We start from the raw sequence: 23,782 nt of genomic DNA on the forward strand, positions 1-23,782 counted from the left end.
TGAGCCGACCCGGAGGTTTCCGGTCGGCGTGACTCATTGCTCCACGAACCGCGAATTGCCAGTTCACGGACGTGGCGGCGTGTTTTCTAGTCACTGGAGTGACGCCCAGTCAACCCCCTGGACAATCGGGACAGTTGACCCCTGAAAAGAGCGTCGATTCGCCCGTTTCTTCCGCTCGCTCGCGCCGGGCGGGCCGCGTCGTGTATAAACGCCCGGTTCCGAAGAGAGTCAATTCCTTGAAAGCCGGTGCGTCATGCCATCCACGGAATCGCCTGAATCCGCCGAGTCCGCCGAGTCCGCTGAATCAACTGAAGCCACGAACCCGGCGGACGCCGGAAAGAGCGGCGGGCCGGACCGCCGCGGACTGGCCATCGCCGCCGTGGCGCTGCTCGCGTGTGGCGGGCTCATCGGGTACGGCTTCCTCAACACCGACGAGAAGCCCGAGCCACGCGCCATCCCGACCGCGGAGGTGACCTACGAGGTGACCGGACAGGGCACGGCCGAGCTCTCGTACCTCGCGCGTAGCGAGTCGGGCAAGGCAACAGTGGAGAAGCGCGTTGCGCTGCCCTGGAAGAAGACGGTCCAGGTACCGCTCGGCAAGGCGCCGACCATCGGCCTCGTCCTGGACGACAAGGGCGGCCAGGCCAGCTGCTCGCTCGCCATCCGCGGCAAGCACGTACAACTCGCCACCGCGTCAGGCAGCTACGGACGAGCCACCTGCACCGGTCAACTACCGGCCGGGCAGCACTGACCCCCGGGCTCGCCCCCGATCCGGCGCCTCAGCGCTTGACGCGCGCCCGTCGCGAGACGACCGCGCGCAGCACGCGCTGGCCCTCGATCGAGACATCGAGCGCCTGGCGCAGCCCGACGCCGCCCTGCGCGTCGGCCAGGATCTCCAGGATCTGGATCTGGCGGCGCAGTTCACCGGCGACGAGTGGTCCCGCTCCGTCCGGCTCGCCCTCGCGGCAGCGCTTGAGTACGTCGACGACTTCGGCAGCGGCGGGTTCGTCGGCGCCCGAGCCCGCGTCGAAGCGGTTGTGGAGTTCGAGCGCGGCGACGGAGCAGTCGTCCGCCCATTCCCGCAGGGGGTCCGCCTCCCACTCCGAGGGCGCGGCACCGAGCATCTGACGTACGAGGGCTGCGGCTTCGTCCTCGACGGCGGCGCTCTCCATGGTCGCTCTGGCTTCGGCGAGCCGCCCCGACCAGTCCTCCTCGCCTTCCACCAGGCCGGCCCAGAGCGGACGCAGCGCGTCGGCCTCGGATGCGAGCACGGGCAGACAGCGGTCCAGGCAGGCGAGCCCGCTCGCGGCCAGGCCTCGCTCATCCGCCTGTGCGATCAGTTCCCTCAGGCTCTTCGACGCCACGGACGCCTCCCATCGCGGACGCAGTACTTCCTCTTACTGCGCCCCGTGGCTCGAATGCGTCACTGCGCCGGCCAGGAATACCCATTCCTTCCAGGAATCAGAAGAAAGGTCCCCGGTTCAGCCGCGGGCCGCTTGGCGAAAAGTACTCCCTTCGGCACCCCGGCCGCCACCGTATCGGCGACCTGATCCGGAACACTTTCGCGTGCCGGGCACACACATATGCGCCACAACTCTGTTACATTCTGGCCACCTGGAACTCGGCCTGCAGAGCGCCCTGTTGGGACCGCCGCGACCCAAGACTGGTGTGGGCCCGCACACCCCCGGGCGGGCTCACACCGCGGCCTCCTTCGAGACCTGCTTCGCCCTGAGCGCCGCCTTGACGTACTGCATGCGCGTCAGCCTGCGGACGACGACGATCGCCAGGAGGGCGGCAGCGATGTCGAGGATTCCCGCGAGGACGAAGGCGTCCGCGCCCGCGCTGAAGGCGTCCGGAGTGTCGGCCGAGTCGATCTGGCTGCCCGCGACCGGATTGATCAGGGTCGTGGCGAGCCACGCGGTCCACCAGACGTTGACGACGGTGTGCGGCTCCTGCTTCCCCGTTCCGTACGGGTCGCGCCGGCTCGCCGCCCAGATGTCGGCGGTGATCGCGCGGGGGATGTAGAGATTCCCGAACGGGACGAACCAGCCGCCGGTCGCCCACCCCGCACCGCGCCGCTGGAGATCCGGCGCGAAGACACCTGCGTTGTTCCGGGCCCGCTGGAACCAGGTGAGGAAGACGAACAGGGTGGCGAGCTGCGCGATCCCCTGAGTGACTCCCGCGGTGTCCAACAGCGACGTGGCTTGCTCCAGATCCGCGTCGGAGTAGGCCGTGGCCGTCAGGTTCCCCAGACCCACCGCGGCCACGACGGAGAAGAGGTCGGTCGCGATGACGAGGCAGAGCAGCGCCACGACGGCGTACGAGATGCCCACCGGAGAACGCAGAACACCCCGGGCCCGCGGCCCGGGCGGCGTGATGTCGACCGCGGCGACCGAGCAGGCCTGGCAGAGTCCTTCGGCGGTCGCCGCCTCGTCGGTCCGGCAATTCGAGCAGAGCATGGCCGAGCGGCCCCCCACGGGTGAGAAGACGCCCCTCCCCAGAGACGTCGCGAAGACCGGGCTGTACGGCGCGCGGTCGCCCGCGGACAATATGCCTCGGCGGCTGGTGCCGTCCACCATGAATCCCCAGTTCAGCCCAGCTTCCGCGCCAGCTCCTGCCCCGCTGCCATTCTTGTTGCATGGCCACTCTCTACGTGCGGGACCTGTCCGAGGATGCACTCACCGAGCTGAAGGCAAGGGCTGCACGCAAACGGCAGTCCTTGCAGGCGTACGCGAGGACCCTGCTTGAGGAAGAGGCTGCCGGCCCGGCGCTCGAGGACGTGGTTGCCCGCATCAGGGAGCGGGCTACGGCTCAGCTGTCCACGGGCGATGCGCTGAACGAGAAGACCGTTCCCCCGGCGTCCCCGCCCGAGAGCAACTGAACGGCCCGCGAAGGACGCAGGGACCCGGCGGGCGCCCGGCCGCGCTTCAGCCCAGCTTCCGCGCCAGCTCCTGGAACTGCTGCCAGCTCCGCCCCGGTGTCCGCGGGTCCCACAGTTTCTGGGACGTCGCCCGCAGCGGCATCGCGATGCCGCGTGCCACCTGTTCCTGGGTCTGGGAGTTGGCGAGGTCGCACCAGACCGCGAAGCGGCCGCCCAGGATCTGGGACGAGTACTTACGGGGCACCGGCTGGGTGCCGCGGATCACGAACGGTGTCCACCGCTCGTAGATCCGGCGGCCCGTCGGATAGACGAAGGTCTGCGGCTGGCCGAGCACGTAGTACAGGTACTCGTCGTTGACGTTGACCAGCCGCCGGCCCTCGCGAAGGTACTCCAGCGGCGGCCGGGCCCCGATCTCCTTGCCCGTCCAGTACTCGACCTCGAGGTCCTTGTCCGCCCTCACCACGCCGCCGCGGAAGAAGCCGTCGTTCCAGGCCTTGGGCTTCTTGCCCAGCGGGCGCACCACCGCCGCGCGGTCGTTCACCCAGGCCGTCGCCAGGTCCTGAACCCGTGCCTGCGGGCCGTACTTCTGGCGGGCGAGTGCTGCCAGCTGCGGGAAGGACGCCTCCGGGTTCCGCCGGACCAGCGCCTGGTACTCGTCTCCGCCGAGATGCCAGTACGCGCCGGGGAACAGCTCCGCGTACTCCTTCAGCAGCTCGTCCACGATCTCGGCCGAGGCGGGCTGTCCGATGTCGATCGCCCCGCGCACCGGCCTGCCCGCGGCGTCCCGCAGCTGGAGCTGGGGATGGGCGGCGAGCACCGCGCCGAGGTGTCCCGGGGAGTCGATCTCCGGGATGACCGTGATGTGCAGCCGCGCGGCGAGGTCGATGATCCGGCGGACCTCGGCCTTGGTCAGGTGCCGGCTCGAGACGATCTCGGGGTGCGAGTCCGATTCGATGCGGAAGCCCTGGTCGTCGGAGAAGTGCAGGCCGAGCTGGTTGAGCTTGAGGTCGGCCATCTCGCGCAGCCGGGCCTCGATCCAGGCGGCGGAGAAGTGCTTGCGCGCGATATCGACCATCAGGCCGCGCTGCGGCCGGTCGGGCCGGTCGCGTATGACGCCCTCCGGCATCGCGCCGCCCGATTTCACCGCCTGCTTGAGGGTCCGGGTCCCGTAGAAGACACCCGCCTCGTCGGGTCCGGTGATTCTGACCCGGCCGCCGCTGGTGAGGGCGGTGTACGACTCGCGCGCACCCCCGGCCCCGAGCGCCAGCTCGACGTCGCCGGCGCGGGCGGCGACCGCGCCGCGGTAGCCGAGCTTCAGCTCGTCGGCGAGCAGCCGCGCCTCGTCGGCGAGCGCCTCGCTGCCCTTGGCGATGACGACGCCGCCGCCGGGCCCCGGCCGCCAGCCCGGCCCGCGCGCCGCCTCGTGGCTGCGTACGGCGGGGATGGTGGCGGGCGCCCGGGAGAGGGGGTAGGTCCTGGAGGGTGTCGGTGTCGGTTTCGGTGACGGGCTCACGGCGGCGGGGGCCTTGGTTCCGCCCCGCGTCTCGCCGGCCGCCGTGGGCGGCTCGTCGCTCGAGCAGCCGGTCAGCGTCATCGAGAAGGCCGCTGCCGCGGCGAGGAAGGCGCCCGTGAACCTGGCACACCCAAAGTGCCGTACCACCCGGATACCTCCAATATCTGGCGTAACTACCGCGAACCTCCCCCACCATCGTCCATCACACGAGTCGAAACTCTCCCGTCCGGGTGAAAATCGCGCATCCGTCGGACAGCTTCCGGCAGCCCCGGATAGCGTTAGGACTCATCCACCCCACACTTCCCAGCCGTCCTGCTGTCCCTTTCGAGGAGCCCACGCTGTCCAGCGAATCCCACGCCGGCCTCCCGAAGCGACCGCCGACACTCCACCACACCCAGCATGCGCTCGCCTCTTCGGCCATACCTGCCACGCTCTCGCCCCAGCTTCCCGGCCAGCGCGGCGGCGAACCCGGTCTCGATCGCTTCAACACCGCGGCCGCCGACGCGGCCGAAGCGACCCTGCTCGCCTGCTGCGGCAGCCACCGCTGGGCCCAGCGGCTGGTCGCCCATCGCCCCTACCCCGATGTCGACGCCCTCCTCGCCGCCGCCGACGAGGCCAGCTACGACCTCTCGCACGCCGACCTCTCCGAGGCCCTCGCCGACGAGTCCTCCGCCGGTCTCCACCCGGGCGCGCCCCAGGCGGCGCACACCGCGCTGGGCGCCGCCCACGCCGCGTACGAGAGCCGCTTCGGTCACGCCTTCGTGATCAGCCTCGACGGATACCGCCCCGAGGAGTACCTCGACCAGGTGCTGGCCGGAATCCGCACCCGGCTCGGCCACGAACGGGACGAGGAGCGGGCCGTTTCGGCCGAGCAGTTGCGCGGCCTCGCCCGCTCCCGACTGGCGCATGTAGTGGCCAACCATCCGGAATCAGACGTCGCGGGGGCTTCCCGATAGCCCGTCCGAGGCTGTTTGATTGCCTGTTTGATCACACCTATGGACCCCGGGCGAGCGAACCGACAAGTCGTCGCTACGATGGCCGGGGCCGGTGGACCGTACCCGGCCGGGCCAGACCGACACAGAAGCCGGCATGGCCCCAATCCCCGCTTTCGGAGGGTTCTTCCGTGCCGGCTGGAACGCTGTACCGCGGCCGGGAAGGAATGTGGTCCTGGGTGGCTCATCGAGTCACCGGCGTCCTCATCTTCTTCTTCCTGTTCGTACACGTGCTGGACACCGCTCTCGTCCGCGTCTCCCCCGAGGCGTATGACGACGTCGTTGCCACGTACAAGACGCCGATCGTCGCGCTGCTCGAATACGGCCTCGTGGCCGCGATTCTCTTCCACGCGCTCAACGGCCTGCGTGTCATCGCCGTGGACTTCTGGTCCAAGGGCGCGCGCTACCAGAAGCGGATGTTCTGGATCGTGATGTCCATCTGGTTCGTGCTGATGGTGGGCGCCCTGTACCCGGTGCTCGGCCACGCTGTTCGTGAACTGTTCGGGAGCTGAGCCACACAATGTCTTCGAACAACACAGTCGCCGACACCACCTCCGCCGTCGGTCCCGTCGAGGGCACGAGCCCCTACGACGTCGACCACCCGGCCCCGTACATCGAGGCCCCGCGCAGGCGCACCGGCAAGACCCCGAAGGCGACCCGCGGCAACTTCGAGATGGCCGCATGGCTCTTCATGCGCCTGTCCGGTGTCGTCCTGGTCGTCCTGGTCATCGGCCACCTGCTGATCCAGCTGGTGCTGGACGGCGGCGTCTCCAAGATCGGCTTCGCCTTCGTGGCCGGCCGCTGGGCGTCCCCGTTCTGGCAGGTCTGGGATCTGCTGATGCTGTGGCTCGCGATGCTGCACGGCGCCAATGGCCTGCGTACCGTCATCAATGACTACGCCGAGCGCGCCAACACGCGCCTGTGGCTCAAGGGCCTGCTGTACACCGCCACGGTGTTCACCATCCTTCTGGGCACGCTGGTGATCTTCACCTTCGACCCGAACATCCGCTAAAGCCGGGGCTGACGAGACCAATGAAGATCCACAAGTACGACACCGTCATCGTCGGCGCCGGTGGCGCGGGCATGCGCGCGGCCATCGAGTCGACCAAGCGCAGCCGTACCGCCGTGCTGACGAAGCTCTACCCCACCCGCTCCCACACGGGCGCCGCGCAGGGCGGCATGGCCGCCGCGCTCGCCAACGTGGAGGAGGACAACTGGGAGTGGCACACCTTCGACACGGTCAAGGGCGGTGACTACCTGGTCGACCAGGACGCCGCCGAGATCCTGGCGAAGGAGGCCATCGACGCGGTCCTGGACCTCGAGAAGATGGGCCTGCCGTTCAACCGCACCCCGAACGGCACCATCGACCAGCGCCGCTTCGGCGGCCACTCGCGCAACCACGGCGAGGCCCCGGTCCGCCGGTCCTGCTACGCCGCGGACCGCACCGGCCACATGATCCTCCAGACGCTGTACCAGAACTGCGTCAAGGAAGGCGTGGAGTTCTTCAACGAGTTCTACGTCCTGGACCAGCTGATCACCGAGGTCGACGGCGTCAAGAAGTCGGCGGGCGTGGTCGCGTTCGAGCTGGCCACCGGCGAGATCCACATCTTCCAGGCGAAGGCCGTCATCTACGCCTCGGGCGGCACCGGCAAGTTCTTCAAGGTGACCTCCAACGCGCACACGCTGACCGGTGACGGGCAGGCCGCCTGCTACCGGCGCGGACTGCCGCTGGAGGACATGGAGTTCTTCCAGTTCCACCCGACGGGCATCTGGCGCATGGGCATCCTGCTCACCGAGGGCGCCCGCGGCGAGGGCGGCATCCTGCGCAACAAGGACGGTGAGCGCTTCATGGAGAAGTACGCGCCCGTCATGAAGGACCTCGCCTCGCGCGACGTCGTCTCGCGCTCCATCTACACGGAGATCCGCGAGGGCCGCGGCTGCGGTCCCGAGGGAGACCACGTCTACCTGGACCTCACCCACCTGCCGCCGGAGCAGCTGGACGCGAAGCTCCCGGACATCACCGAGTTCGCGCGTACGTACCTCGGTATCGAGCCGTACACGGACCCGATCCCGATCCAGCCGACCGCGCACTACGCCATGGGCGGCATCCCGACCAACGTCGAGGGTGAGGTCCTTCGCGACAACACCACCGTCGTGCCGGGTCTGTACGCCGCCGGTGAGGTCGCCTGCGTGTCGGTGCACGGCGCCAACCGCCTGGGCACCAACTCGCTGCTCGACATCAATGTCTTCGGCAAGCGTGCCGGTATCGCCGCCGCCGAGTACTCGGCGAAGAACGACTACGTCGACCTGCCTGAGAACCCGGCCTCCCTGGTCGAGGCGCAGGTCGAGCGGCTGCGCAACTCCACCGGCAAGGAGCGGGTCGCGGACATCCGCCGCGAGCTGCAGGAGACCATGGACGCCAATGTCATGGTGTTCCGCACCGAGCAGACGATCAAGACCGCGGTCGAGAAGATCGGCGAGCTGCGCGAGCGCTACCTGAACGTGTCCATCCAGGACAAGGGCAAGCGCTTCAACACGGACCTGCTGGAGGCCGTCGAGCTGGGCAACCTGCTCGACCTGGCCGAGGTCATGGCCGTTTCGGCACTGGCCCGCAAGGAGTCCCGCGGCGGTCACTACCGCGAGGACTTCCCCAACCGCGACGACGTCAACTTCATGCGCCACACCATGGCGTACCGCGAGGTGGGCGACGACGGCGTCGAGTCGATCCGTCTCGACTACAAGCCGGTCGTCCAGACCCGCTACCAGCCGATGGAGCGTAAGTACTGATGGCTACCCCGACTCTGGACAAGGTGGAGGCGGAAGCCGCCGCCTCGCCCTACATCACGGTCACCTTCCGGATCCGCCGCTTCAACCCCGAGGTCTCCGACGAGGCCCAGTGGCAGGACTTCCAGATCGAGATCGACCCGAAGGAGCGTGTGCTCGACGGTCTCCACAAGATCAAGTGGGACGTCGACGGCTCGCTGACCTTCCGGCGCTCCTGCGCGCACGGCATCTGCGGCTCCGACGCGATGCGGATCAACGGCAAGAACAGGCTCGCCTGCAAGACGCTGATCAAGGACATCAACCCGGAGAAGCCGATCACGGTCGAGGCCATCAAGGGCCTGACGGTCCTCAAGGACCTGGTCGTGGACATGGAGCCGTTCTTCCAGGCGTACCGCGATGTGATGCCCTTCCTGATCACGTCCGGCAACGAGCCGACGCGCGAGCGTCTGCAGTCCGCCGAGGACCGCGAGCGCTTCGACGACACCACCAAGTGCATCCTGTGCGCCGCGTGCACGTCCTCGTGCCCGGTGTTCTGGAACGACGGCCAGTACTTCGGCCCGGCGGCGATCGTAAACGCGCACCGCTTCATCTTCGACTCGCGTGACGAGGGCGGGGAGCAGCGGCTGGAGATCCTCAACGACAAGGACGGCGTGTGGCGTTGCCGCACGACGTTCAACTGCACGGACGCCTGCCCGCGCGGTATCGAGGTCACCAAGGCGATCCAGGAAGTCAAGCGCGCGCTGATCACGCGTCGCTTCTGACCGACCTGTACCGGGGCCCCGTCTCAACTTCGTGTGAGGCGGGGCCCTTTGGTGCCCGGGGTTCACCGGGCGAGGCGATACCTGGCAGGATCGGGGACGTCTGACATGAGCAGCAGGAAAGCGGGGACGAGACCATGAGCGAGCCCAATCCGTACGCGGCTGACGGAGAGCCCGAGTACAAGTGGGGGCCGACGCAGCCTCCGGGGACGCCGGCCTACGGCTACCCGAACCAGGCGCCGGGGTACGGGTACCCGAACCAGGCTCCCGACTACAGCCAGACGCAGCCCGCTCTCCCCGTACCGGCCGGGGCTCCGGCCGCGATGGGCGGGGCGCCGCTGGTGTCGATCGGTGACATCAGTGTCATGGGCGACTCGATCGTGACTCCCGCGGGCACGCTGCCGTTGCGGGGCTCGGTGTGGAACGCCACCGACATGTCGCACACCGAGGAGAAGATGCCGACCCACGCCATCGTGCTCGCGGTCATCTTCTTCATCTTCTGTCTGCTGGGGCTGCTGTTCCTGCTGATGAAGGAGAAGAAGACCACGGGCTTCATCCAGGTCACGGTGACGAGCGGCGGCAAGCACCACTCGACGATGATCCCGGCCCGAGGCCCGGAGACGTTCCAGCAGGTCATGGGTCAGATCAATTACGCGCGTTCGCTCGCCAGCATGTAGCGGTCACGCGTTGTGGGTCAGCCCCGGTACGCCAAGGGGTAGATGCCGCCACTGACGGGCGGGCTGGGAGTCGGGTCAGCCCGCCCGTGGGGAGACGGGACGCTCGAAGAACGTCTCCAGGGAAACCGTGGCCTGCGTGCCACTGACGCCGTCGATCGCGTACAACCGCCGCAGCACGTCCTGCAGTTGCTCCGTCGTGGCCGTGCGCACCTTCACCAGCACCGACGCACTGCCCGCGATGATGTGCGCTTCCTGGATCTCCGGGATGGCGGCGAACGCGGCCCCCGACTCACCCATCCACGCCGACGACTCCACCATGACGAAGGCCAGCACGCCCTGCCCGAGCGCGGCCACGTCCACCTCCACAGTCGTACGGCGGATGACTCCGCGTTCACGCAGTTTCCTCACCCGCTCGTGCGCTGCGCCCGCCGAGAGGCCAACGGCCTTGCCCAGCGCGGCGTATGCCTGAGTGGCGTCCTCCTGTAGCAGGGCTACGAGCTCACGATCAATGTCATCCACGCTTGCGACCATACCCCATTCCGGGATATGCATGTCAGGCCGAAGCTCATTCAGTTGAATGCCTGGAGGGCCTGACCGTGTCTACCATCGACGACGCCTCGATATACGAGATCCTGGACGACCGCTTCCGAACCGGACGCTGCGCCAACGGCGATGCGCGCCTGGAGCAGCTCCACGGCGACTGCCGCTGGGCCGAAGGCCCGCTCTATCTGCCCGCCTGGCGGCAGCTGATCTGGAGCGACATCCCCAACGACCGCATGCTGCGCTGGGACGAGATCACCGGCGCGACCAGCCTCTTCCGCTCCCCCGCCGGGCACAGCAACGGCAACACGCTCGACCGCGAGGGCCGGCTGATCTCCTGCGAGCAGGGCAACCGCCGCGTCACCCGCACCGAACCCGACGGCAGGCTTACCGTCCTCGCCGACCGTTTCGAGGGCAAGCGCCTCAACAGCCCGAACGACGCGGCCGTACGGTCCGACGGCTCCGTCTGGTTCTCCGACCCCGACTTCGGAATCACGAGCGACTACGAGGGCTTCCGCGCCGAGAGCGAGATCCGCGCGTGCAACGTCTACCGCGCCGACCCGGCGACGGGCGAGGTCCGTCTGGTCGCCGACGGCTTCGACGGTCCGAACGGCCTGGTCTTCTCGCTCGACGAGCGGCAGTTGTACGTCTCCGACACCCGCGCCGGCCAGATCCGCGTCTTCGGTGTCCGCGAGAACGGCACCCTCTCCGACGGCAAGGTCTTCGCCGAAGTGATGGACGACGTCAGCCGTTTCGACAACATCCGCTTCGACGACGAGGGCCGCCTGTGGGCGGCGGCCATGGACGGCGGAGTGCACTGCTACGACCCGGACGGCACGCTGATCGGCAGGCTCCGCGTCCCCGAAGCGGTCTCCAACATCGCCTTCGGTGGCCCGAAGAACAACCGCCTGTTCATCACGGCGACGACGGGTCTGTACTCGCTGGTGATGTCGGTGACGGGGGCTCCGCGGATCCGCCGCCCGTAGCTTCGGCGGCCAGCATGACGCGGCGGAGCATGTCGTTGAGCTGACGGCGCTCGTCCTCATCGAGGACGCCGAGCAGGCGGTACTCCTCGTTGCCGAGGACATCCATCGCGCCCAGCCAGGTCGCGCGCCCCGCCTCGGTGAGTTCGACGTCGACGCGGCGGCGGTCGGAGGCGGAGGGCGTACGGCGGACGAAGCCGCGGCGTTCGAGTGCGTCCAGGCGGCCGGTGACGGACGCGGGGGCGAGGTCGAGGTCGGCGGCGAGTTCGGAGGGGGCCGCCTTGCCGCCGCGGCCCGCGAGTTTGTGGAGTGTGTCGTACTCGGGGCGGTCCAGGTCGAAGACGACCAGCGACTGCTCGCGGACGCGCCGCAGATGGACGGTGAGCCTCATCATCCGGGTGACCGCACCCTCGATGTCGGGGTCGAGGTCGGGCAGTACGGGCTTCCAGCGCGCCACATGCTCGTCGGTCCAGTCGCGGTGCTCCATGGCGACGATGGTACGCAGACCCTTCGGTGCAGGATATTTCGGCGGGAGATATTTCGTTGCCAAGTTATTCGGTATCGAAATACTCTTCCGGCCATGGCTCACCCCCTGCGCACGCGCGCCTTCCGGCTGCTCTTCCTCGGCCGCACGCTCTCCCTCCTCGGCGACTCCGCGATCCCCGCCGCGCTCGCCCTCGCCGTGTACGAGGCCACCGGCTCGACCGGCGCGCTCGCCCTCGTCCTGGGCTGCGCGATGCTGCCCAGGCTCCTGCTGCTGCCGCTCGGCGGCGTGTTCGGCGACCGCTTCAACGCCCGTACGGTCGCACTGACCACCGATGTCGTGCGGGGCCTGACCCAGCTCCTGGTGGCTGCCGAACTCCTCGGTGGTGAGCCGAGGTTGTGGCACATCGCCGTCGCGGAGGCGGTCGGCGGCGCGGCCGGAGCATTCGCGATGCCGACCGTCTCACCACTGATCACCGGCACGGTGACCAAGGACGAACTCCCGAAGGCGAACGCCCTGATGGGGGTCGCCCAGAGCGCCACGCGGCTCGGCGGGCCCGCGCTCGCAGGCGTGCTCATCTACGCCGTCGGGCCGGGCTGGGCCTTCGTGCTCGACGGAGCGAGCTTCGCGGTCAGCGCGCTGCTGCTCGCGGCGATCCGGGTCCGGCATCTGCCGATACCGCGCCGCCCGCTGGTCGCCGACCTCAAGGAGGGCTGGAGCGAGGTCCGCTCCCGTGACTGGTACTGGACCAGCCTGGTCGCGCACGCCGCGTGGAACGGCGCGGCCGCGGTGCTGATGACGCTTGGACCTGCCATCGCCGTACGGGAATTGGGCGGTCAGGGAACCTGGGTCGTGCTGTTGCAGACCGGCGCCGTCGGACTGCTGCTGGGCTCGATCGCCGCGGGCCGGGCGCGGCCCCGGCGGCCGGTGCTGATGGCCAACCTGGGGCTCGCCACCTATGTGCTGCCGCTCGCACTTCTCGCCCTCTCCGCGCCCGCCCCGCTGACCATCGCGGCGTACGGCATCGCCCAGGCCGGGCTCGGCTTCCTCTCCCCCATCTGGGAGACCTCGGTCCAGCGAGCGATCCCGGCGCACACGCTGGCCCGGGTGACCTCGTACGACTGGCTGCTCTCGCTCGCGGCGATGCCGGTCGGGTACGCGCTCGCGCCCCTGGCGGCCGCGGCCTGGGGCCCTGCGGTGCCGCTCGCAGTCGCGGCGGTCGTGGTGGGCGCGGCCTGCCTGGGCACGGCGGCGGTGCCGGGAGTGCGGCGATTCGGGTCCGCCGAGCCGACTGTCAGTGGCGGCCCGTACCGTCAGGAGGAGTTGAGCTCGGGGAGGGGACCGGCACGATGACGGTGACGACGGACGGCCTGGAGACCAGGCTGTACGAGGCGGGGGTGCGCCAGCGCACCCGAGGTGGTACGCCGGTGCGGGAGCTGCTGGAGTCCCTGACCCTCGGCCAACGGCGGCGTGCCGCGCTGTGGATACACCGCAATCTGTGCCACGGCGGTGCGGACCGGGCCGACGACTGGGCGGTGCCCTGGCTCTCGGAGCAGCGCCTCGGCTGGAGTGCCGCGGAGGCCGACACGCTGCTGCGGCGCCTGGTGGGAGCGGACGCGCTGGTCGATCCGGGGCAGCTGCTGCGGCAGTTCGGGGCGCTCGCCCGGCTGCCTCTCGCCGCGGCGAAGGAGGCGGGCGGCTACGACCGGCGGCTGCTGCGGGCCGCGCGTCAGGTGTCCCTGTCGGCCTGGGGAGGGCAGGACGAGGGATCCGAGAACTTCGCGATGCGGGCGCGGCTGGACGCCCTCATCGGGCCGGAGGCTTCCGACGACACGGGGCTGCCGCCGGTCCTGCTCGACGACGAGGACGAGTTCGGGCCGCGGATGCGCACAGAGCACGCGAAGCTGCTCGCCGGGCCGGGCGTCGCCGCGTTCCTGGAGCACTCTGCGGCCCAGGGCCAGGTGCGCGCCACCAAGCGGTGGCGCAGGCAGGCCGGGGCTCTCCTGGCGGGCACGGAGCAGGGCGAGGAGACCGTGCGGGCGCTGCTGGAAGGGATGGGCGACCAGCGTGAGCACCGGGTCGCGGCTCCCGCCTGGGTGAGTGGCAGCACCTGGCCGGGGATCGCCTCGGACGGCAACACCCGGCTGGTGCGCGGGCTGCTGTGGGCCGCGGCGGACATCGGGGCGGAGTGGGTGGTGCCCGCCGTCGGCGCGGTCGCACTCAACTCCGGTACGGGGACGGGTGGTTCAGGCGGCTACTGCCGCAACGGCAAGATGGCCACGACCGCGGTCGCGGTCCTCGGCGACTTCGGCGGCACACAGGGCGAGCAGGCAGTGGACTGGCTCGGCCGCCTGCAGCGCACCATCCGCAACCGCACCGTGCTCAAGGGCATCACCGCCGCCCTGCAGGCCGTGGCCGAGCGCGGCGGGATCACCCCGTCGATGCTCAGGGAGCGGGCCGTGCCGTCCGTGGGCCTCGATGCGCGCGGTATGCGCGAACAGGCGCTGGGCGACTACACGGCGGTCCTGTCGGTCACCGCGTCCGGGACACCCGCGCTGTCCTTCCGGGGGCCGCAGGGCCAGGTGCTGAAGTCCGCGCCGAAAGCGGTCCGCGAGGAGTACGGCGAGCAACTGACCGACATCCGGACCGCGTTGAAGCAGGTGCGCACACTGATGCCGGTCGAGCGCGCGCGGCTGGAAGAGCATCTGATGGCGGGCACCCGATGGGCGGCAGCCGACTGGGAGCGGTACTACATCGACCATCCGGTGACCGGCACCCTGGCGCGCACGCTGATCTGGGAGGCGAGCGCGGACGACGGCGAGCAGTGGGTGGCCGGACTGCCGGAGCGTACGGCGGGCGGCTGGGCACTGGCCGGGGCGGACGGTACCGCCGTGCCCGTGACGGACAGGGCCGTGCTGCGGCTGTGGCATCCGGTCCGGGCCGACGCCGAGGAGATACGGACCTGGCGCGAGGAGCTCACCGAGCGCGAGCTGCGCCAGCCCTTCAAGCAGGGTTTCCGGGAGGTCTATCCGCTCACCCCAGCCGAGGAGGAGACCCGCACCTACTCCAACCGCTTCGCCGGCCACATCCTGCGCTACAACCAGGCGAAGGCGCTGCTGGTGGAGCGCGGCTGGGCCGGAAACCATCTGGGGTACTTCAGCGACGGATACGCCGCCGAGATGGTGCGGGAGCTGCCGCGCGCCGGTGAACTGACCTTGGGCGAGGGCGAGTTCTGGCGTGCCAGGTTCCATCTCGGACTGGTCGAGCAGCAGTCGGACGGCGGACTGGCTTCCCTGTGCTCCACGGACCGGCTGCGCTTCGAGCGGCGAGGCGGGGCGCGCGGTCCGTGGGAGCCCGCCGAGCTCGCCGCCGTACCGCGGCTGGTGCTGACCGAGGCGATGCGGGACGCCGACCTGTTCGTGACAGTCGCGTCGATCGGGGCGGATCCGCAGTGGCAGGGCGGCGGCGAGGATCGGGCGCACGACGGGTACTGGGAGCGATGGGCGTTCGGCGAACTCACCGAGTCGGCGCGGATACGCCGCCAGTCGCTGGCCCGGCTGCTGCCGCGGACCCGGATCGCCGAGCGCGTGGAGCTCACCGACCGGTTCCTGAGGGTGCGCGGCGAGCTGCACACGTACAAGATCCATCTGGGCTCGGGGAGCATCCTGCGGGAGCCCGATGACGCGTATCTGCGCATCCCGGTGGACCGTTCGGCGGCGGGCGCGGGCGGGGAGCGGCTCTTTCTGCCCTTCGAGGAGGACGGCGGACTGCTGTCGCTGATCCTGTCGACGGCGTTTGTGCTGGCGGACGACGCCAGGATCACCGACCGCACGATCACGGCCCAACTGCGGCGCGACGCGTAGGCGAAGCCGACCGGACCGACCGGACCGGACCGACCAGACCCACCAACTCCCTACCCCGCCACGCCCATCGCTTGAACATGTTCAAAAGGAGGTCTACAGTCATGACTGCCAGCTTTTGAACACGTTCAATGGAGGGTGGGGGATGGACCTCACCGTTGTTGCGTATGTCGTCTACCTGCTGATCAGCGTCGCGCTCACCATCTGGGTCGCGCGGACCCTGAGCCGCAACGGACGCATCTTCATCGCCAGTGTCCTTCAGGGGGACGAGAAGCTGGCCGACGCCGTCAACCACCTTCTGGTGGTCGGCTTCTACCTCGTGAACCTCGGCTTCGTCGCCCTCTACCTCAAGGCGGCCGATGCCGTCGAGGACGCCCGCGGGCTCTTCGAGGCGCTCTCGGTCAAGCTCGGCGTCGTGCTCCTCGTCCTCGGCGTCATGCACCTCGGCAATGTCTGGGTCCTCAACAAGATCCGCCGGCGCGGAGTGATGGAGCGCCAGCAGACTCCGCCGGTCGGGCCGCAGGGCTGGACGACCCAGGCGGGCCCCGGCCCGTGGGCCGCGCCGGCCACCGGTCCCACCGGGGCGTGAGCGCGATGGGCACCCCGGTCCGGGGACTGACCGTCCTGTACGACGCCCAGTGCTCCCTCTGCGTCCACCTGCGCAGCTGGCTGCTGCGGCAGAGGCAGCTCGTACCGCTGGACCTGGTGCCCGCGGGGTCAGCCGAGGCGCGGCGCAGATATCCGCGCCTCGACCACACCGCGACCCTGCGGGAGATCACCGTCATCGGCGACAGGGGCCAGATCTACACCGGCCCCGCCGCCTGGATCGTCTGCCTCTGGGCGCTGGCCGAGTACCGGCCAAGAGCCCACTGGCTCGCGACCCCGGCAGGCCTGCCGTTCGTACGGGTGACGATGCTCGCGGCGTCCAAGTACCGCGAGGCGACCGCGGCGGGAGCGGCCGGCCCTGCGCCCTGCGACGACCGGTGCTCCGTTCCCGGTTAGGCTCGGACACCGTGACAGAAGTGAAGGCGGCCCCCAAGAGCGAGCAGACCCGCACGCTCATCCTCGAGACCGCGCTCCGTCTCTTCCAGGAGCGCGGTTACGACAGGACCACGATGCGGGCCATCGCCAAAGAGGCCGGTGTCTCGGTGGGGAACGCGTACTACTACTTCGCCTCCAAGGAACATCTCGTCCAGGGCTTCTACGACCGGATCGGCGCCGAGCACCAGGCGGCGGTCCGGCCCATCCTGGACCGGGAGACGGACCTGGAGACCCGGCTCGCCGGGGTGCTGACGTCCTGGCTGGAGATCGCCGAGCCGTACCACGAGTTCGCGGCCCAGTTCTTCAAGAACGCCGCCGACCCTGAGAGCCCGCTCAGCCCGTTCTCCCCCGAGTCGGAGCACGCCCGCGAGGCGGCCCTGTCCATCCACCGCGAGGTGCTGGCCGGTTCCAAGGCCAAGGTCGCCGACGAACTCGCGGACGCCCTGCCCGAGTTGATGTGGCTGTCCCAGATGGGACTCGTCCTGTACTGGGTCTTCGACCGCTCGGAGGGCCGCGAGCGCACCAGGCGGCTGGCTGAACGCGGCGCCCGGCTGACCACCCGCGGTGTCGCGCTCTCCCGCTTCCGGGTGCTGCGACCGCTCGTACACGAAGTGCACGATCTGTTCACGGACTTCCTGCCCGGGATGGCGGAGACGGTCGCCGCCCGCAAGAAGTAGCCGGCCGGGCGCGGGGCTCCTGCCCGGAGCCCCGGACCCGGATCGCTCAGCGGCTCACGCCCAGGTCCGACAGGACCACGTCGTGGACCAGCGGATCGCCGCCGATCATGATGTGGCGTACCCAGGGCTCGTGGATGCCCGCCGTCGCGGCCAGCATGTACGCGCCACCGGCCGGAGCGGACAGGATGTACGAGCCGTCGGCCAGCGACTCCACGCGGTCCACCTGGCTGCCGCCCGGCGAGACGAGGGTGAGGATCGCTTCCCCGACCGGCTCGCCCGACTCCGTACGGACGAAGCCGTGCACGGCGGACCCGCCCGCCCCTGAACCTGCCCCGGCTCCCGGCTCGGAGCCCGGACCCGGCACGGACAGCGCGAGCTCCGGCGCATCCTCCTTCGGCTCCACGGCCAGATGCGGCAGCCGCTTCTCCAGACCCGCCGGCAGCCACCAGTTGGACTTCCCGAGCAGATGCATCGCCGCAGGCACCAAAGCCGTACGCAGGATGAACGCGTCCAGCGCCACCGCCGCCGCGAGCCCGATGCCCGCCATCGCGCCCTCCATGTCACCGCTCAGCACAAAGGCGCTGAAGACACAGATCATGATCAGGGCTGCGCTGTTGATGACCCGGCTGGTCTCGGCGAGACCGACGCGAACCGCCCGCGCGTTGTCCTTCGTATGCACCCACTCCTCGTGCATCCGGCTGACCAGGAAGACCTGGTAGTCCATCGAGAGGCCGAACAGCAGCGACAGCATGATGACCGGCAGGAAGGCGGTGATCGGGCCCTCCTTGCCGAGGCCCAGCGCCTCCGCTCCCCAGCCCCACTGGAAGATCGCGACCAGTACGCCGAAGGAGGCCGCGGCCGCGATCAGGTTCATCAGGGCGGCGGTCAGCGGGACGACGAGCGAGCGGAACGCGATCAGGAGCAGCAGGAAGCCGAGCGCGATGATCGTCCCGACGAAGTAGGGCAGCCGGTCGCCGGTCACCGCCGCGAAGTCCTTGAAGATCGCGGTGACTCCGCCGACATGGACTTCCTCGCCAGACTGCGGGATGACCTCACCGCGCAGGGTGTCGATCAGCTGGTCAGTCTGCTCGGACTGCGGCGATGTCGTGGGGACGACCTGGATCACGGTGATGCCGGAGCCCGGCTTCGAGGGCAGCGCGACGACCTGTGCCACACCTTCCGTGGCACGCACCTTGCTCACCAGGCTCTGGACGGCGGCCGGTTCGGCATCCTTCGCGACCAGCTGCAGCGGCCCGTTGAAGCCGGGGCCGAAGCCCTCGGCGAGCAGGTCGTACGCCTGCCGGGTCGTGGTGTCCTTGCGGTGGTTGCCCTGATCGGTCGCGCCGAGCCGCAGGGACAGCACGGGGATCGCGAGCGCGGCCATCACCACGAGCGCGACCAGCGCGATGGACCTGGGACGCTTGTGCACGGTCACGGACCAGCGGGCGGCGGCGCCGCCGGGCTCGACGGACTCGGGACCGTTCGCGGCGAGCCTGCGCCGCTGGCGCCTGCTCAGTACGCGCATGCCCAGGACACCGAGGAGCGCGGGCAGCAGCGTGATCGCGGCGAGCACGCTCAGGACGACCGTCAGCGAGGTGGCGATCACCACGCCGTCGAGGAACCGCATGTTCATCACGAGCATTCCGGCGAGTGCGATGCACACGGTGCCGCCCGCGAACAGCACCGCGCGTCCCGAGGTGTTCAGCGCGGCGACCGCCGAGTCCTCGGGCGCCATGCCCCGCAGAATGCCCTTGCGGTGACGTGTGACGATGAACAGCGCGTAGTCGATGCCGACGCCCAGGCCGATCAGCGAACCGAGCAGCGGAGCCACTTCGGGCACATCCGTCGCGTGGCTGAGCAGAATCGTCGACAGCATTCCGGTGCCGACCCCGAAGATGGCGATCACCAGCGGAAGCACCATCGCGAAGAACGAGCCGAAGGCCAGGAACAGCACGACCGCCGCGGCGGCGATGCCGACCAGCTCGGCCGTGCCGGTCGGCGGCTCCTGGATGCGTGCGATCGCCTGCCCGCCCAGCTCGACCTGGAGGCCCGCCCGCCCGGCGTCCTGCGCGGTGTCGACGACGTCCTCGACCAGCTCCTTGGGCACCCCGTTGGCCTGCTCGGCGAAGGTGACCTGGGCGTAGGCGATACGCCCGTCCTTGCTGATCTGCGTCCCGCCCGCCGGGACGTAGGGACTCGCGACGTCGCCCACGCCCTTCATGCCCGCGATCTCCTTGAGCGCGGGCTCTATCCGCTCCCGTACCGCCGTGTCACGCACGGAGCCCTCGGAGACCCGCCACACCACCGTGTCGGTGTCGCCCGAGCTCTGTGGGAATGCCGTGACCATCAGGTCGTACGCGTGTGTGGAGTCGGTGTCCGGAAGGCTGAAGCTGTTGGAGTAGTTGGTGCCCGCCGAACTGCCCGCGGCCCCCAGGCCGAACAGCGCCCCCACCCACAGCACCAGGACCACCAGCCGGTGCCGATAGCACCAGCGTGCCAATGCCGCCACGATTCCTGCCCCTTCGTCGATCCGTCTCCCCCGGGCCGGTCTTCAGAATCGGCCGTGGACAGGGTTCGTGGCGTGGCGCGGCCATGACTCTCAAGGAACTCCCAGACAGTGACCGGTTCCGCGCGCGGGGATCACACCGATACTGAGGACATGGACCACGAGGGAGCGACCGTGCTGGTCGTCGAGGACGAGCCGAGCATCGCCGACGTCCTTGCCATCGCCCTGCGCTATCACCGTTTTGAGGTGATTACGGCGGGAAGCGTACGGCAGGCGCGACAGCTGGCCGGGCAGACGCGTCCCGATGTCGCGCTGCTGGATGTCATGCTCCCGGACGGCGACGGACGCGCCCTGGGGCGTGAACTGCGCGACACGCGGCCCGAGACGGCCCTGGTCTTCCTCACCGCGCGCGACGCGCCCGCCGAGATCGTGGGCGCGCTCGGCTTCGGCGACGACTACATCACCAAGCCCTTCAATGTCGACGAGGTGGTGGCCCGTATCAGGGCGGTGCTGCGCCGCACCCGGCCCGCCGATGTGCTGCCCGCACGGCCGCCGCTGCGCTACGGCGATCTCGAACTGGACGACGCGACCTACGCGGCGCGCCGCGCCGGCCGCTCGGTGCAGCTCACCCCCACCGAGTACGCGCTGCTGCGCTTCCTCGTACGCAACGGCGGGCGCATCGTCCCCAAGGAGCAGCTGCTGCGCCATGTCTGGCAGTACGAGCACCAGATCGAGTCGACCGTCGTCGAGACCTACATCAGCTATCTGCGACGCAAGTTGGATCCCCTGGGGCCGCCGCTGATCACCACCCGGCGGGGCTTCGGATACGGGCTGGCATGAGGTGCTGGAAGGGCACCAAACGCTGGGTACGGGCCCGCGCGAGGCACCACCACCGAGCGATCCACTCCCTGCGCGCCAAACTCACCCTGGTGAACGTCTGCGTGCTGGCCCTCGGCATCGTCGCGGCCACCGCGGTGAGCCTGATGGGCATGCGGCACTATCTGCTGGACCGCGTGGACACCGAGCTGATGGGCAGCCGCACCGCGCTGCAGCGGACGGGGTTCACGCAGAAGGAGATCGAGACGATCACCGCCATCAGTGAGCTGGCCGCGCAGTTCGGCAAGACGGGCGCGGGCGGTCTTCCGCGCTCCGACACGATCATGGTGGCCGTCGACGCGAACCGTGAGCCGATCTCCCTCGCGGGCATCGCCCCCACCGGGCGCCAGCGTGAACTCGCCGCCGCGGTCGGTGATCCGGCCGCGCTCGCGCACTCCCCCGGGCCGCGGGACGTGAGCGTGGCGGGAGATCCCTACCGCACGGTCGCGACCGGTCTCGGCGACGGCACGGTGGTCGTCCTGGCGACCGACACCGGGTCCGTGCACTCCTCGCTGAAGAAGGCGCTCAAACTCGATCTCGCCTTCGGCACCGTCCTGTTGGCGCTGCTCGCGCTGCTCACCATGCTCGGCGCCAAGCACCGGCTGCGGCCGCTGGAGGACATGGTGGAGACGGCATCCGCCATCGCGGAGGGCGATCTGACCCGGCGCGTGCCCGCCGGGCGGGATCCGGTCACCGAGATCGAGCAGCTGCGGACCGCCCTCAACTCCATGCTGCACCAGGTCGAGTCGGCCTTCGAGACCCGCGAGCACAGCGCCGCCCAGCTGCGCAGGTTCGTCGCGGACGCCTCGCACGAGCTGCGTACACCGCTGTCCGCGATACGCGGCTATCTCCAGCTGTACGACAAGGGGATGCTGCGCGAGCCCGCCGACCGGGCCCGCGCGCTGGCCCGGATGACGGCGGAGGCCGACCGGATGGGACGGCTCGTCGAGGAGCTGCTGACCCTGGCCCGCCTCGACCAGCAGCCCGAACTGGGGGTGTGCGCGGTCGATCTGAGCCGTCTGGTGCGGGACGCGGTGGACGATCTGCGGGCCCAGCAGCCGCAGCGCCCGCTCGCGGTCTCGGCCGACGGCGCGATGATCGTGCAGGGCGACGAGTCGGGGCTGCGGCAGGTGGTCGGCAATCTGCTGGGCAACGTCCGCGCCCACACCCCGGCGGACGCGCCGCTGCGGGTGGAGCTGGAGCGCGAGGACGGCGAGGGTCGCGGTCCCGGCGCGGTCCGGCTGCGGGTCGCGGACGAGGGGCCCGGCATGACCCCCGAGGACGCCGACCGCATCTTCGACCGCTTCTTCCGCGCGGGCGGGGAAGGCAGCGGGCCCGCGGGCAGCGGCCTCGGGATGGCGATCGTGCAGGCCGTGGTCGCCTCGCACGCCGGCGAGGTGGCCGTCAGGACGGCGCCGGGAGACGGCCTCGCGGTGACGGTCACGCTCCCGGCCGCCGCCGCCCGTACGGTCAAGACGTAGGGGCCGGTCGGGCCCTCAGATCCAGCCCAGCTCCCACAGCCGCCAGACACCCGTGCCGTCCGACAGATACTGCGCGCCGCTGATGTCCTCGCTGCTCAGTACGTAGTCCTTCCCCTGCCACAGCGGCACCAGCGGCACATCGACGGCGATCTCCCGCTGGATCGACTTGAAGTCGTTGGTGGCGCGGGGGCGTTCGCCGTACTGCTGGGTGGAGGCGATCAGACTGTCGACGGTCTTGCTCTCGTAGCCGCTGTGCAGAGTGGAGTCCTTGCCGACGAGGGGCTGGGTGAAGTTGTCGGGGTCCGGGAAGTCCGGGATCCAGCCGAGCGTGTACGCGTCGTACTTGCCGGCCCCGTAGCCCTTCTGGAAGACCTTCCAGTCCACGGCGACGACCTTCACCTTGAACAGCCCGGTCGCCTCCAGCTGGCGACGCAGCTCGGCCGCCTCCTGCGCCGGGCCGCTGTCGGCGCGGTGCACCAGGGTGAAGCTCACCGGTGTCCGGATCCCGGCGTCGTCGAGCAGCTCCCGGGCCTGCTTCGCGCTGGGCTGCGGATACGCGTCGAAGAAGGGGTTGGTGTGCCCCAGGGTCCCCTGCGGGATCAGCGAGTACAGCGGCTGCACGGTGGCGTGGTAGACCGAAGTGACCACCTTGGGGCGGTCGATGACCCACGCGACCGCCTGCCGTACGGCCTTCTTCGCCATCGGGGAGCCGGGCCGTACGTTGAAGACGAGATTGCGGATCTCCGCGGTGTCCGCCACGCTGACGCGCATGCCCGAATCGCCCGGGTCGAGACCGGCGATCAGCTTCGCGGGGAGCTGCCGGTGGGTCACATCGACCTGTCCCGCCTTCCATGCCTCCGCGAGCTGATCGGCCCCCTCGAAGTAGCGGATCAGTACCGGCCCGCCGGTCTTTGTCAGTGCGCCCTTGTACCTGGGGTTCGGCACGAGCCGCGCCCTGACCCCGGGCTCGTACTGCTTCAGCAGGTACGGTCCCGAACCGTCCACGCTCTCGCCCTCGCGCAGGCTCTGGTCCGGGTACTGGCTGCGGTCGACGATCGAACCCGCGCCGGTGGCGACCTTCTGGGGGAAGGTCGCGTCGCGCGTACGGAGGTTGAAGGTGACCGTCTGCCCCCGGGCCCTGACGTTCTTGAGCGTGGAGAAGAGTGGCTGCGGGCCGACGTCCGTCTTGATGCGCAGCATCCGCTCGAAGGAGTACTTGACGTCCTCGCCGGTGATTTTGCGGCCGTTGGCGAAGGTGAGGTCGTCGCGCAGCTCGCACTGGAACGTCTGGAGCGTCAACCCGACGAAGTCGCAGTCCCGGGCGGCGTCGGGGACCGGCGTGACGCCATTTGGCTTGAAGGTCAGCAGCGACTGGTAGACGTTGCTGTACATGGCCCACGAGCCCGCGTCGTACGCCCCCGCGGGATCGAGCGATGTGACCACATCAGTGGTGCCGACAGTGATCGTTGCTTTGCTTTCCTCCTCGGACGGCAATAACTGCCAGCCTCCGACGGCCGCGGCCAGGACCACCGCACAAGTGACGAGTATCCGCAGACGGATCGACTGCATCGCCAAGCTCCTCTTCACGCCCACCCCTGTTCGTGATAAGGCGTTCAGCCAACCACAGGGGCGTTCACAAGAGGAAGGATGGATTTATGGCTCACAGACAACTGTGACAACGGCTATGCCTGGGCTATGCCAAAGCCATTCCTGCGCCATGTGGAAGACA

Annotated in this window: 23 protein-coding genes; 16 read left to right on the forward strand and 7 right to left on the reverse strand. The window is 69.7% G+C overall.

Features of this window, described 5'->3' with window-relative positions; genetic code table 11:
• Positions 1 to 253: 253 nt before the first annotated feature.
• Positions 254 to 751 carry a hypothetical protein gene (locus OHA61_RS14140; protein WP_406303353.1) on the forward strand — a complete coding sequence of 166 codons (498 nt, stop codon included), beginning with the start codon at positions 254 to 256 and terminating at the stop codon, positions 749 to 751.
• Positions 752 to 779: 28 nt separating this feature from the next.
• Here the strand turns inward: OHA61_RS14140 and OHA61_RS14145 are convergent, their stop codons facing one another.
• Positions 780 to 1,364, reverse strand: coding sequence for a hypothetical protein (locus OHA61_RS14145; protein ID WP_406303354.1), 585 nt, complete (start codon positions 1,362 to 1,364; stop codon positions 780 to 782).
• A gap of 330 nt (positions 1,365 to 1,694) precedes the next feature.
• Complete coding sequence (locus OHA61_RS14150) at positions 1,695 to 2,459, reverse strand: DUF4328 domain-containing protein (protein WP_406303355.1); 765 nt, start codon at positions 2,457 to 2,459, stop codon at positions 1,695 to 1,697.
• 179 nt (positions 2,460 to 2,638) lie between these two features.
• Here OHA61_RS14150 and OHA61_RS14155 point away from each other — a divergent pair, with 179 nt between their 5' ends.
• The gene (locus OHA61_RS14155) at positions 2,639 to 2,881 is read left to right on the forward strand and encodes a FitA-like ribbon-helix-helix domain-containing protein (RefSeq protein ID WP_406303356.1); all 243 of its coding nucleotides are present in this window, start codon (positions 2,639 to 2,641) and stop codon (positions 2,879 to 2,881) included.
• Between the two features lie 46 nt (positions 2,882 to 2,927).
• Here the strand turns inward: OHA61_RS14155 and OHA61_RS14160 are convergent, their stop codons facing one another.
• The gene (locus OHA61_RS14160) at positions 2,928 to 4,475 is read right to left on the reverse strand and encodes a beta-N-acetylhexosaminidase (RefSeq protein WP_406307355.1); all 1,548 of its coding nucleotides are present in this window, start codon (positions 4,473 to 4,475) and stop codon (positions 2,928 to 2,930) included.
• A 338-nt stretch (positions 4,476 to 4,813) separates the two neighbouring features.
• On the opposite strand from OHA61_RS14160, the gene OHA61_RS14165 reads away from it, so the two are divergent.
• From OHA61_RS14165 to OHA61_RS14190, 6 genes are all read left to right on the forward strand, one after another.
• On the forward strand, positions 4,814 to 5,350 hold the full coding sequence (locus OHA61_RS14165; RefSeq protein WP_406307356.1) for a 2-oxo-4-hydroxy-4-carboxy-5-ureidoimidazoline decarboxylase: 537 nt from the start codon (positions 4,814 to 4,816) through the stop codon (positions 5,348 to 5,350).
• Positions 5,351 to 5,517: 167 nt separating this feature from the next.
• Positions 5,518 to 5,898, forward strand: a complete 381-nt coding sequence (sdhC, locus tag OHA61_RS14170; protein ID WP_324972748.1) for a succinate dehydrogenase, cytochrome b556 subunit — start codon at positions 5,518 to 5,520, stop codon at positions 5,896 to 5,898.
• Between the two features lie 8 nt (positions 5,899 to 5,906).
• Positions 5,907 to 6,398, forward strand: coding sequence for a succinate dehydrogenase hydrophobic membrane anchor subunit (locus OHA61_RS14175; RefSeq protein WP_266486806.1), 492 nt, complete (start codon positions 5,907 to 5,909; stop codon positions 6,396 to 6,398).
• Between the two features lie 20 nt (positions 6,399 to 6,418).
• Positions 6,419 to 8,173: a succinate dehydrogenase flavoprotein subunit gene (gene sdhA, locus OHA61_RS14180; RefSeq protein ID WP_324972753.1), complete on the forward strand. Its 1,755-nt coding sequence runs from the start codon at positions 6,419 to 6,421 to the stop codon at positions 8,171 to 8,173.
• Positions 8,173 to 8,931, forward strand: a complete 759-nt coding sequence (locus OHA61_RS14185) for a succinate dehydrogenase iron-sulfur subunit (protein ID WP_361902513.1) — start codon at positions 8,173 to 8,175, stop codon at positions 8,929 to 8,931. The genes sdhA and OHA61_RS14185 overlap by 1 nt, the downstream gene beginning before the upstream one ends.
• Before the next feature lie 134 nt (positions 8,932 to 9,065).
• On the forward strand, positions 9,066 to 9,605 hold the full coding sequence (locus OHA61_RS14190; protein WP_266486803.1) for a hypothetical protein: 540 nt from the start codon (positions 9,066 to 9,068) through the stop codon (positions 9,603 to 9,605).
• Positions 9,606 to 9,680: 75 nt separating this feature from the next.
• On the opposite strand, the gene OHA61_RS14195 is transcribed toward OHA61_RS14190, so the two are convergent.
• A complete protein-coding gene (locus OHA61_RS14195; protein ID WP_406303357.1) occupies positions 9,681 to 10,124 on the reverse strand; it encodes an Lrp/AsnC family transcriptional regulator in 444 nt (147 codons plus the stop codon).
• A gap of 77 nt (positions 10,125 to 10,201) precedes the next feature.
• Between OHA61_RS14195 and OHA61_RS14200 the strand changes: the two genes are divergently transcribed.
• Positions 10,202 to 11,131 carry an SMP-30/gluconolactonase/LRE family protein gene (locus OHA61_RS14200; RefSeq protein ID WP_406303358.1) on the forward strand — a complete coding sequence of 310 codons (930 nt, stop codon included), beginning with the start codon at positions 10,202 to 10,204 and terminating at the stop codon, positions 11,129 to 11,131.
• On the opposite strand, the gene OHA61_RS14205 is transcribed toward OHA61_RS14200, so the two are convergent.
• Positions 11,061 to 11,615: a MarR family winged helix-turn-helix transcriptional regulator gene (locus OHA61_RS14205; protein WP_406303359.1), complete on the reverse strand. Its 555-nt coding sequence runs from the start codon at positions 11,613 to 11,615 to the stop codon at positions 11,061 to 11,063. The genes OHA61_RS14200 and OHA61_RS14205 overlap by 71 nt on opposite strands.
• 93 nt (positions 11,616 to 11,708) lie before the next feature.
• Here OHA61_RS14205 and OHA61_RS14210 point away from each other — a divergent pair, with 93 nt between their 5' ends.
• The 5 genes from OHA61_RS14210 to OHA61_RS14230 all read left to right on the forward strand — a co-directional run bounded on the left by OHA61_RS14210 (position 11,709) and on the right by OHA61_RS14230 (position 17,190).
• A complete protein-coding gene (locus tag OHA61_RS14210; protein WP_406303360.1) occupies positions 11,709 to 12,965 on the forward strand; it encodes an MFS transporter in 1,257 nt (418 codons plus the stop codon).
• Positions 12,962 to 15,475 carry a DUF4132 domain-containing protein gene (locus OHA61_RS14215; protein WP_406303361.1) on the forward strand — a complete coding sequence of 838 codons (2,514 nt, stop codon included), beginning with the start codon at positions 12,962 to 12,964 and terminating at the stop codon, positions 15,473 to 15,475. The genes OHA61_RS14210 and OHA61_RS14215 overlap by 4 nt, the downstream gene beginning before the upstream one ends.
• Before the next feature lie 142 nt (positions 15,476 to 15,617).
• Positions 15,618 to 16,061, forward strand: coding sequence for a hypothetical protein (locus tag OHA61_RS14220; RefSeq protein WP_389372569.1), 444 nt, complete (start codon positions 15,618 to 15,620; stop codon positions 16,059 to 16,061).
• Between the two features lie 5 nt (positions 16,062 to 16,066).
• Positions 16,067 to 16,474 (forward strand): thiol-disulfide oxidoreductase DCC family protein, encoded by a 408-nt coding sequence (locus OHA61_RS14225; protein ID WP_406307357.1) that lies wholly within the window; start codon positions 16,067 to 16,069, stop codon positions 16,472 to 16,474.
• Positions 16,475 to 16,485: 11 nt separating this feature from the next.
• Positions 16,486 to 17,190 carry a TetR family transcriptional regulator gene (locus tag OHA61_RS14230; protein WP_406303362.1) on the forward strand — a complete coding sequence of 235 codons (705 nt, stop codon included), beginning with the start codon at positions 16,486 to 16,488 and terminating at the stop codon, positions 17,188 to 17,190.
• 46 nt (positions 17,191 to 17,236) lie between these two features.
• Here OHA61_RS14230 and OHA61_RS14235 read toward each other — a convergent pair whose 3' ends face one another.
• Positions 17,237 to 19,690, reverse strand: coding sequence for an MMPL family transporter (locus OHA61_RS14235; RefSeq protein WP_406307358.1), 2,454 nt, complete (start codon positions 19,688 to 19,690; stop codon positions 17,237 to 17,239).
• A gap of 159 nt (positions 19,691 to 19,849) precedes the next feature.
• Here OHA61_RS14235 and OHA61_RS14240 point away from each other — a divergent pair, with 159 nt between their 5' ends.
• Positions 19,850 to 20,536, forward strand: coding sequence for a response regulator transcription factor (locus tag OHA61_RS14240; RefSeq protein WP_361902498.1), 687 nt, complete (start codon positions 19,850 to 19,852; stop codon positions 20,534 to 20,536).
• Entirely contained in the window at positions 20,533 to 22,053 is a 1,521-nt protein-coding gene (locus tag OHA61_RS14245; protein ID WP_406303363.1) for an ATP-binding protein, read from the forward strand. The genes OHA61_RS14240 and OHA61_RS14245 overlap by 4 nt, the downstream gene beginning before the upstream one ends.
• A 15-nt stretch (positions 22,054 to 22,068) precedes the next feature.
• On the opposite strand, the gene OHA61_RS14250 is transcribed toward OHA61_RS14245, so the two are convergent.
• Positions 22,069 to 23,622: an ABC transporter substrate-binding protein gene (locus tag OHA61_RS14250; protein ID WP_406303364.1), complete on the reverse strand. Its 1,554-nt coding sequence runs from the start codon at positions 23,620 to 23,622 to the stop codon at positions 22,069 to 22,071.
• Positions 23,623 to 23,782 lie beyond the last annotated feature (160 nt).

Source organism: Streptomyces sp. NBC_00885 (assembly GCF_045207475.1).
Classification (GTDB): Bacteria; Actinomycetota; Actinomycetes; order Streptomycetales; family Streptomycetaceae; genus Streptomyces.

Coding starts and splice junctions, on each gene's coding strand:
- OHA61_RS14185 (WP_361902513.1), top strand. CDS start 8,173: ATGGCTACCCCGACTCTGGACAAGGTGGAGGCGGAAGCCGCCGCCTCG.
- OHA61_RS14215 (WP_406303361.1), top strand. CDS start 12,962: ATGACGGTGACGACGGACGGCCTGGAGACCAGGCTGTACGAGGCGGGG.
- OHA61_RS14225 (WP_406307357.1), top strand. CDS start 16,067: ATGGGCACCCCGGTCCGGGGACTGACCGTCCTGTACGACGCCCAGTGC.
- OHA61_RS14190 (WP_266486803.1), top strand. CDS start 9,066: ATGAGCGAGCCCAATCCGTACGCGGCTGACGGAGAGCCCGAGTACAAG.
- OHA61_RS14150 (WP_406303355.1), bottom strand. CDS start 2,459: ATGCTCTGCTCGAATTGCCGGACCGACGAGGCGGCGACCGCCGAAGGA.
- OHA61_RS14155 (WP_406303356.1), top strand. CDS start 2,639: ATGGCCACTCTCTACGTGCGGGACCTGTCCGAGGATGCACTCACCGAG.
- OHA61_RS14160 (WP_406307355.1), bottom strand. CDS start 4,475: ATGACGCTGACCGGCTGCTCGAGCGACGAGCCGCCCACGGCGGCCGGC.
- OHA61_RS14210 (WP_406303360.1), top strand. CDS start 11,709: ATGGCTCACCCCCTGCGCACGCGCGCCTTCCGGCTGCTCTTCCTCGGC.
- OHA61_RS14220 (WP_389372569.1), top strand. CDS start 15,618: ATGGACCTCACCGTTGTTGCGTATGTCGTCTACCTGCTGATCAGCGTC.
- OHA61_RS14175 (WP_266486806.1), top strand. CDS start 5,907: ATGTCTTCGAACAACACAGTCGCCGACACCACCTCCGCCGTCGGTCCC.
- OHA61_RS14240 (WP_361902498.1), top strand. CDS start 19,850: ATGGACCACGAGGGAGCGACCGTGCTGGTCGTCGAGGACGAGCCGAGC.
- OHA61_RS14205 (WP_406303359.1), bottom strand. CDS start 11,615: ATGGAGCACCGCGACTGGACCGACGAGCATGTGGCGCGCTGGAAGCCC.
- sdhA (WP_324972753.1), top strand. CDS start 6,419: ATGAAGATCCACAAGTACGACACCGTCATCGTCGGCGCCGGTGGCGCG.
- OHA61_RS14140 (WP_406303353.1), top strand. CDS start 254: ATGCCATCCACGGAATCGCCTGAATCCGCCGAGTCCGCCGAGTCCGCT.
- OHA61_RS14245 (WP_406303363.1), top strand. CDS start 20,533: ATGAGGTGCTGGAAGGGCACCAAACGCTGGGTACGGGCCCGCGCGAGG.
- OHA61_RS14250 (WP_406303364.1), bottom strand. CDS start 23,622: ATGCAGTCGATCCGTCTGCGGATACTCGTCACTTGTGCGGTGGTCCTG.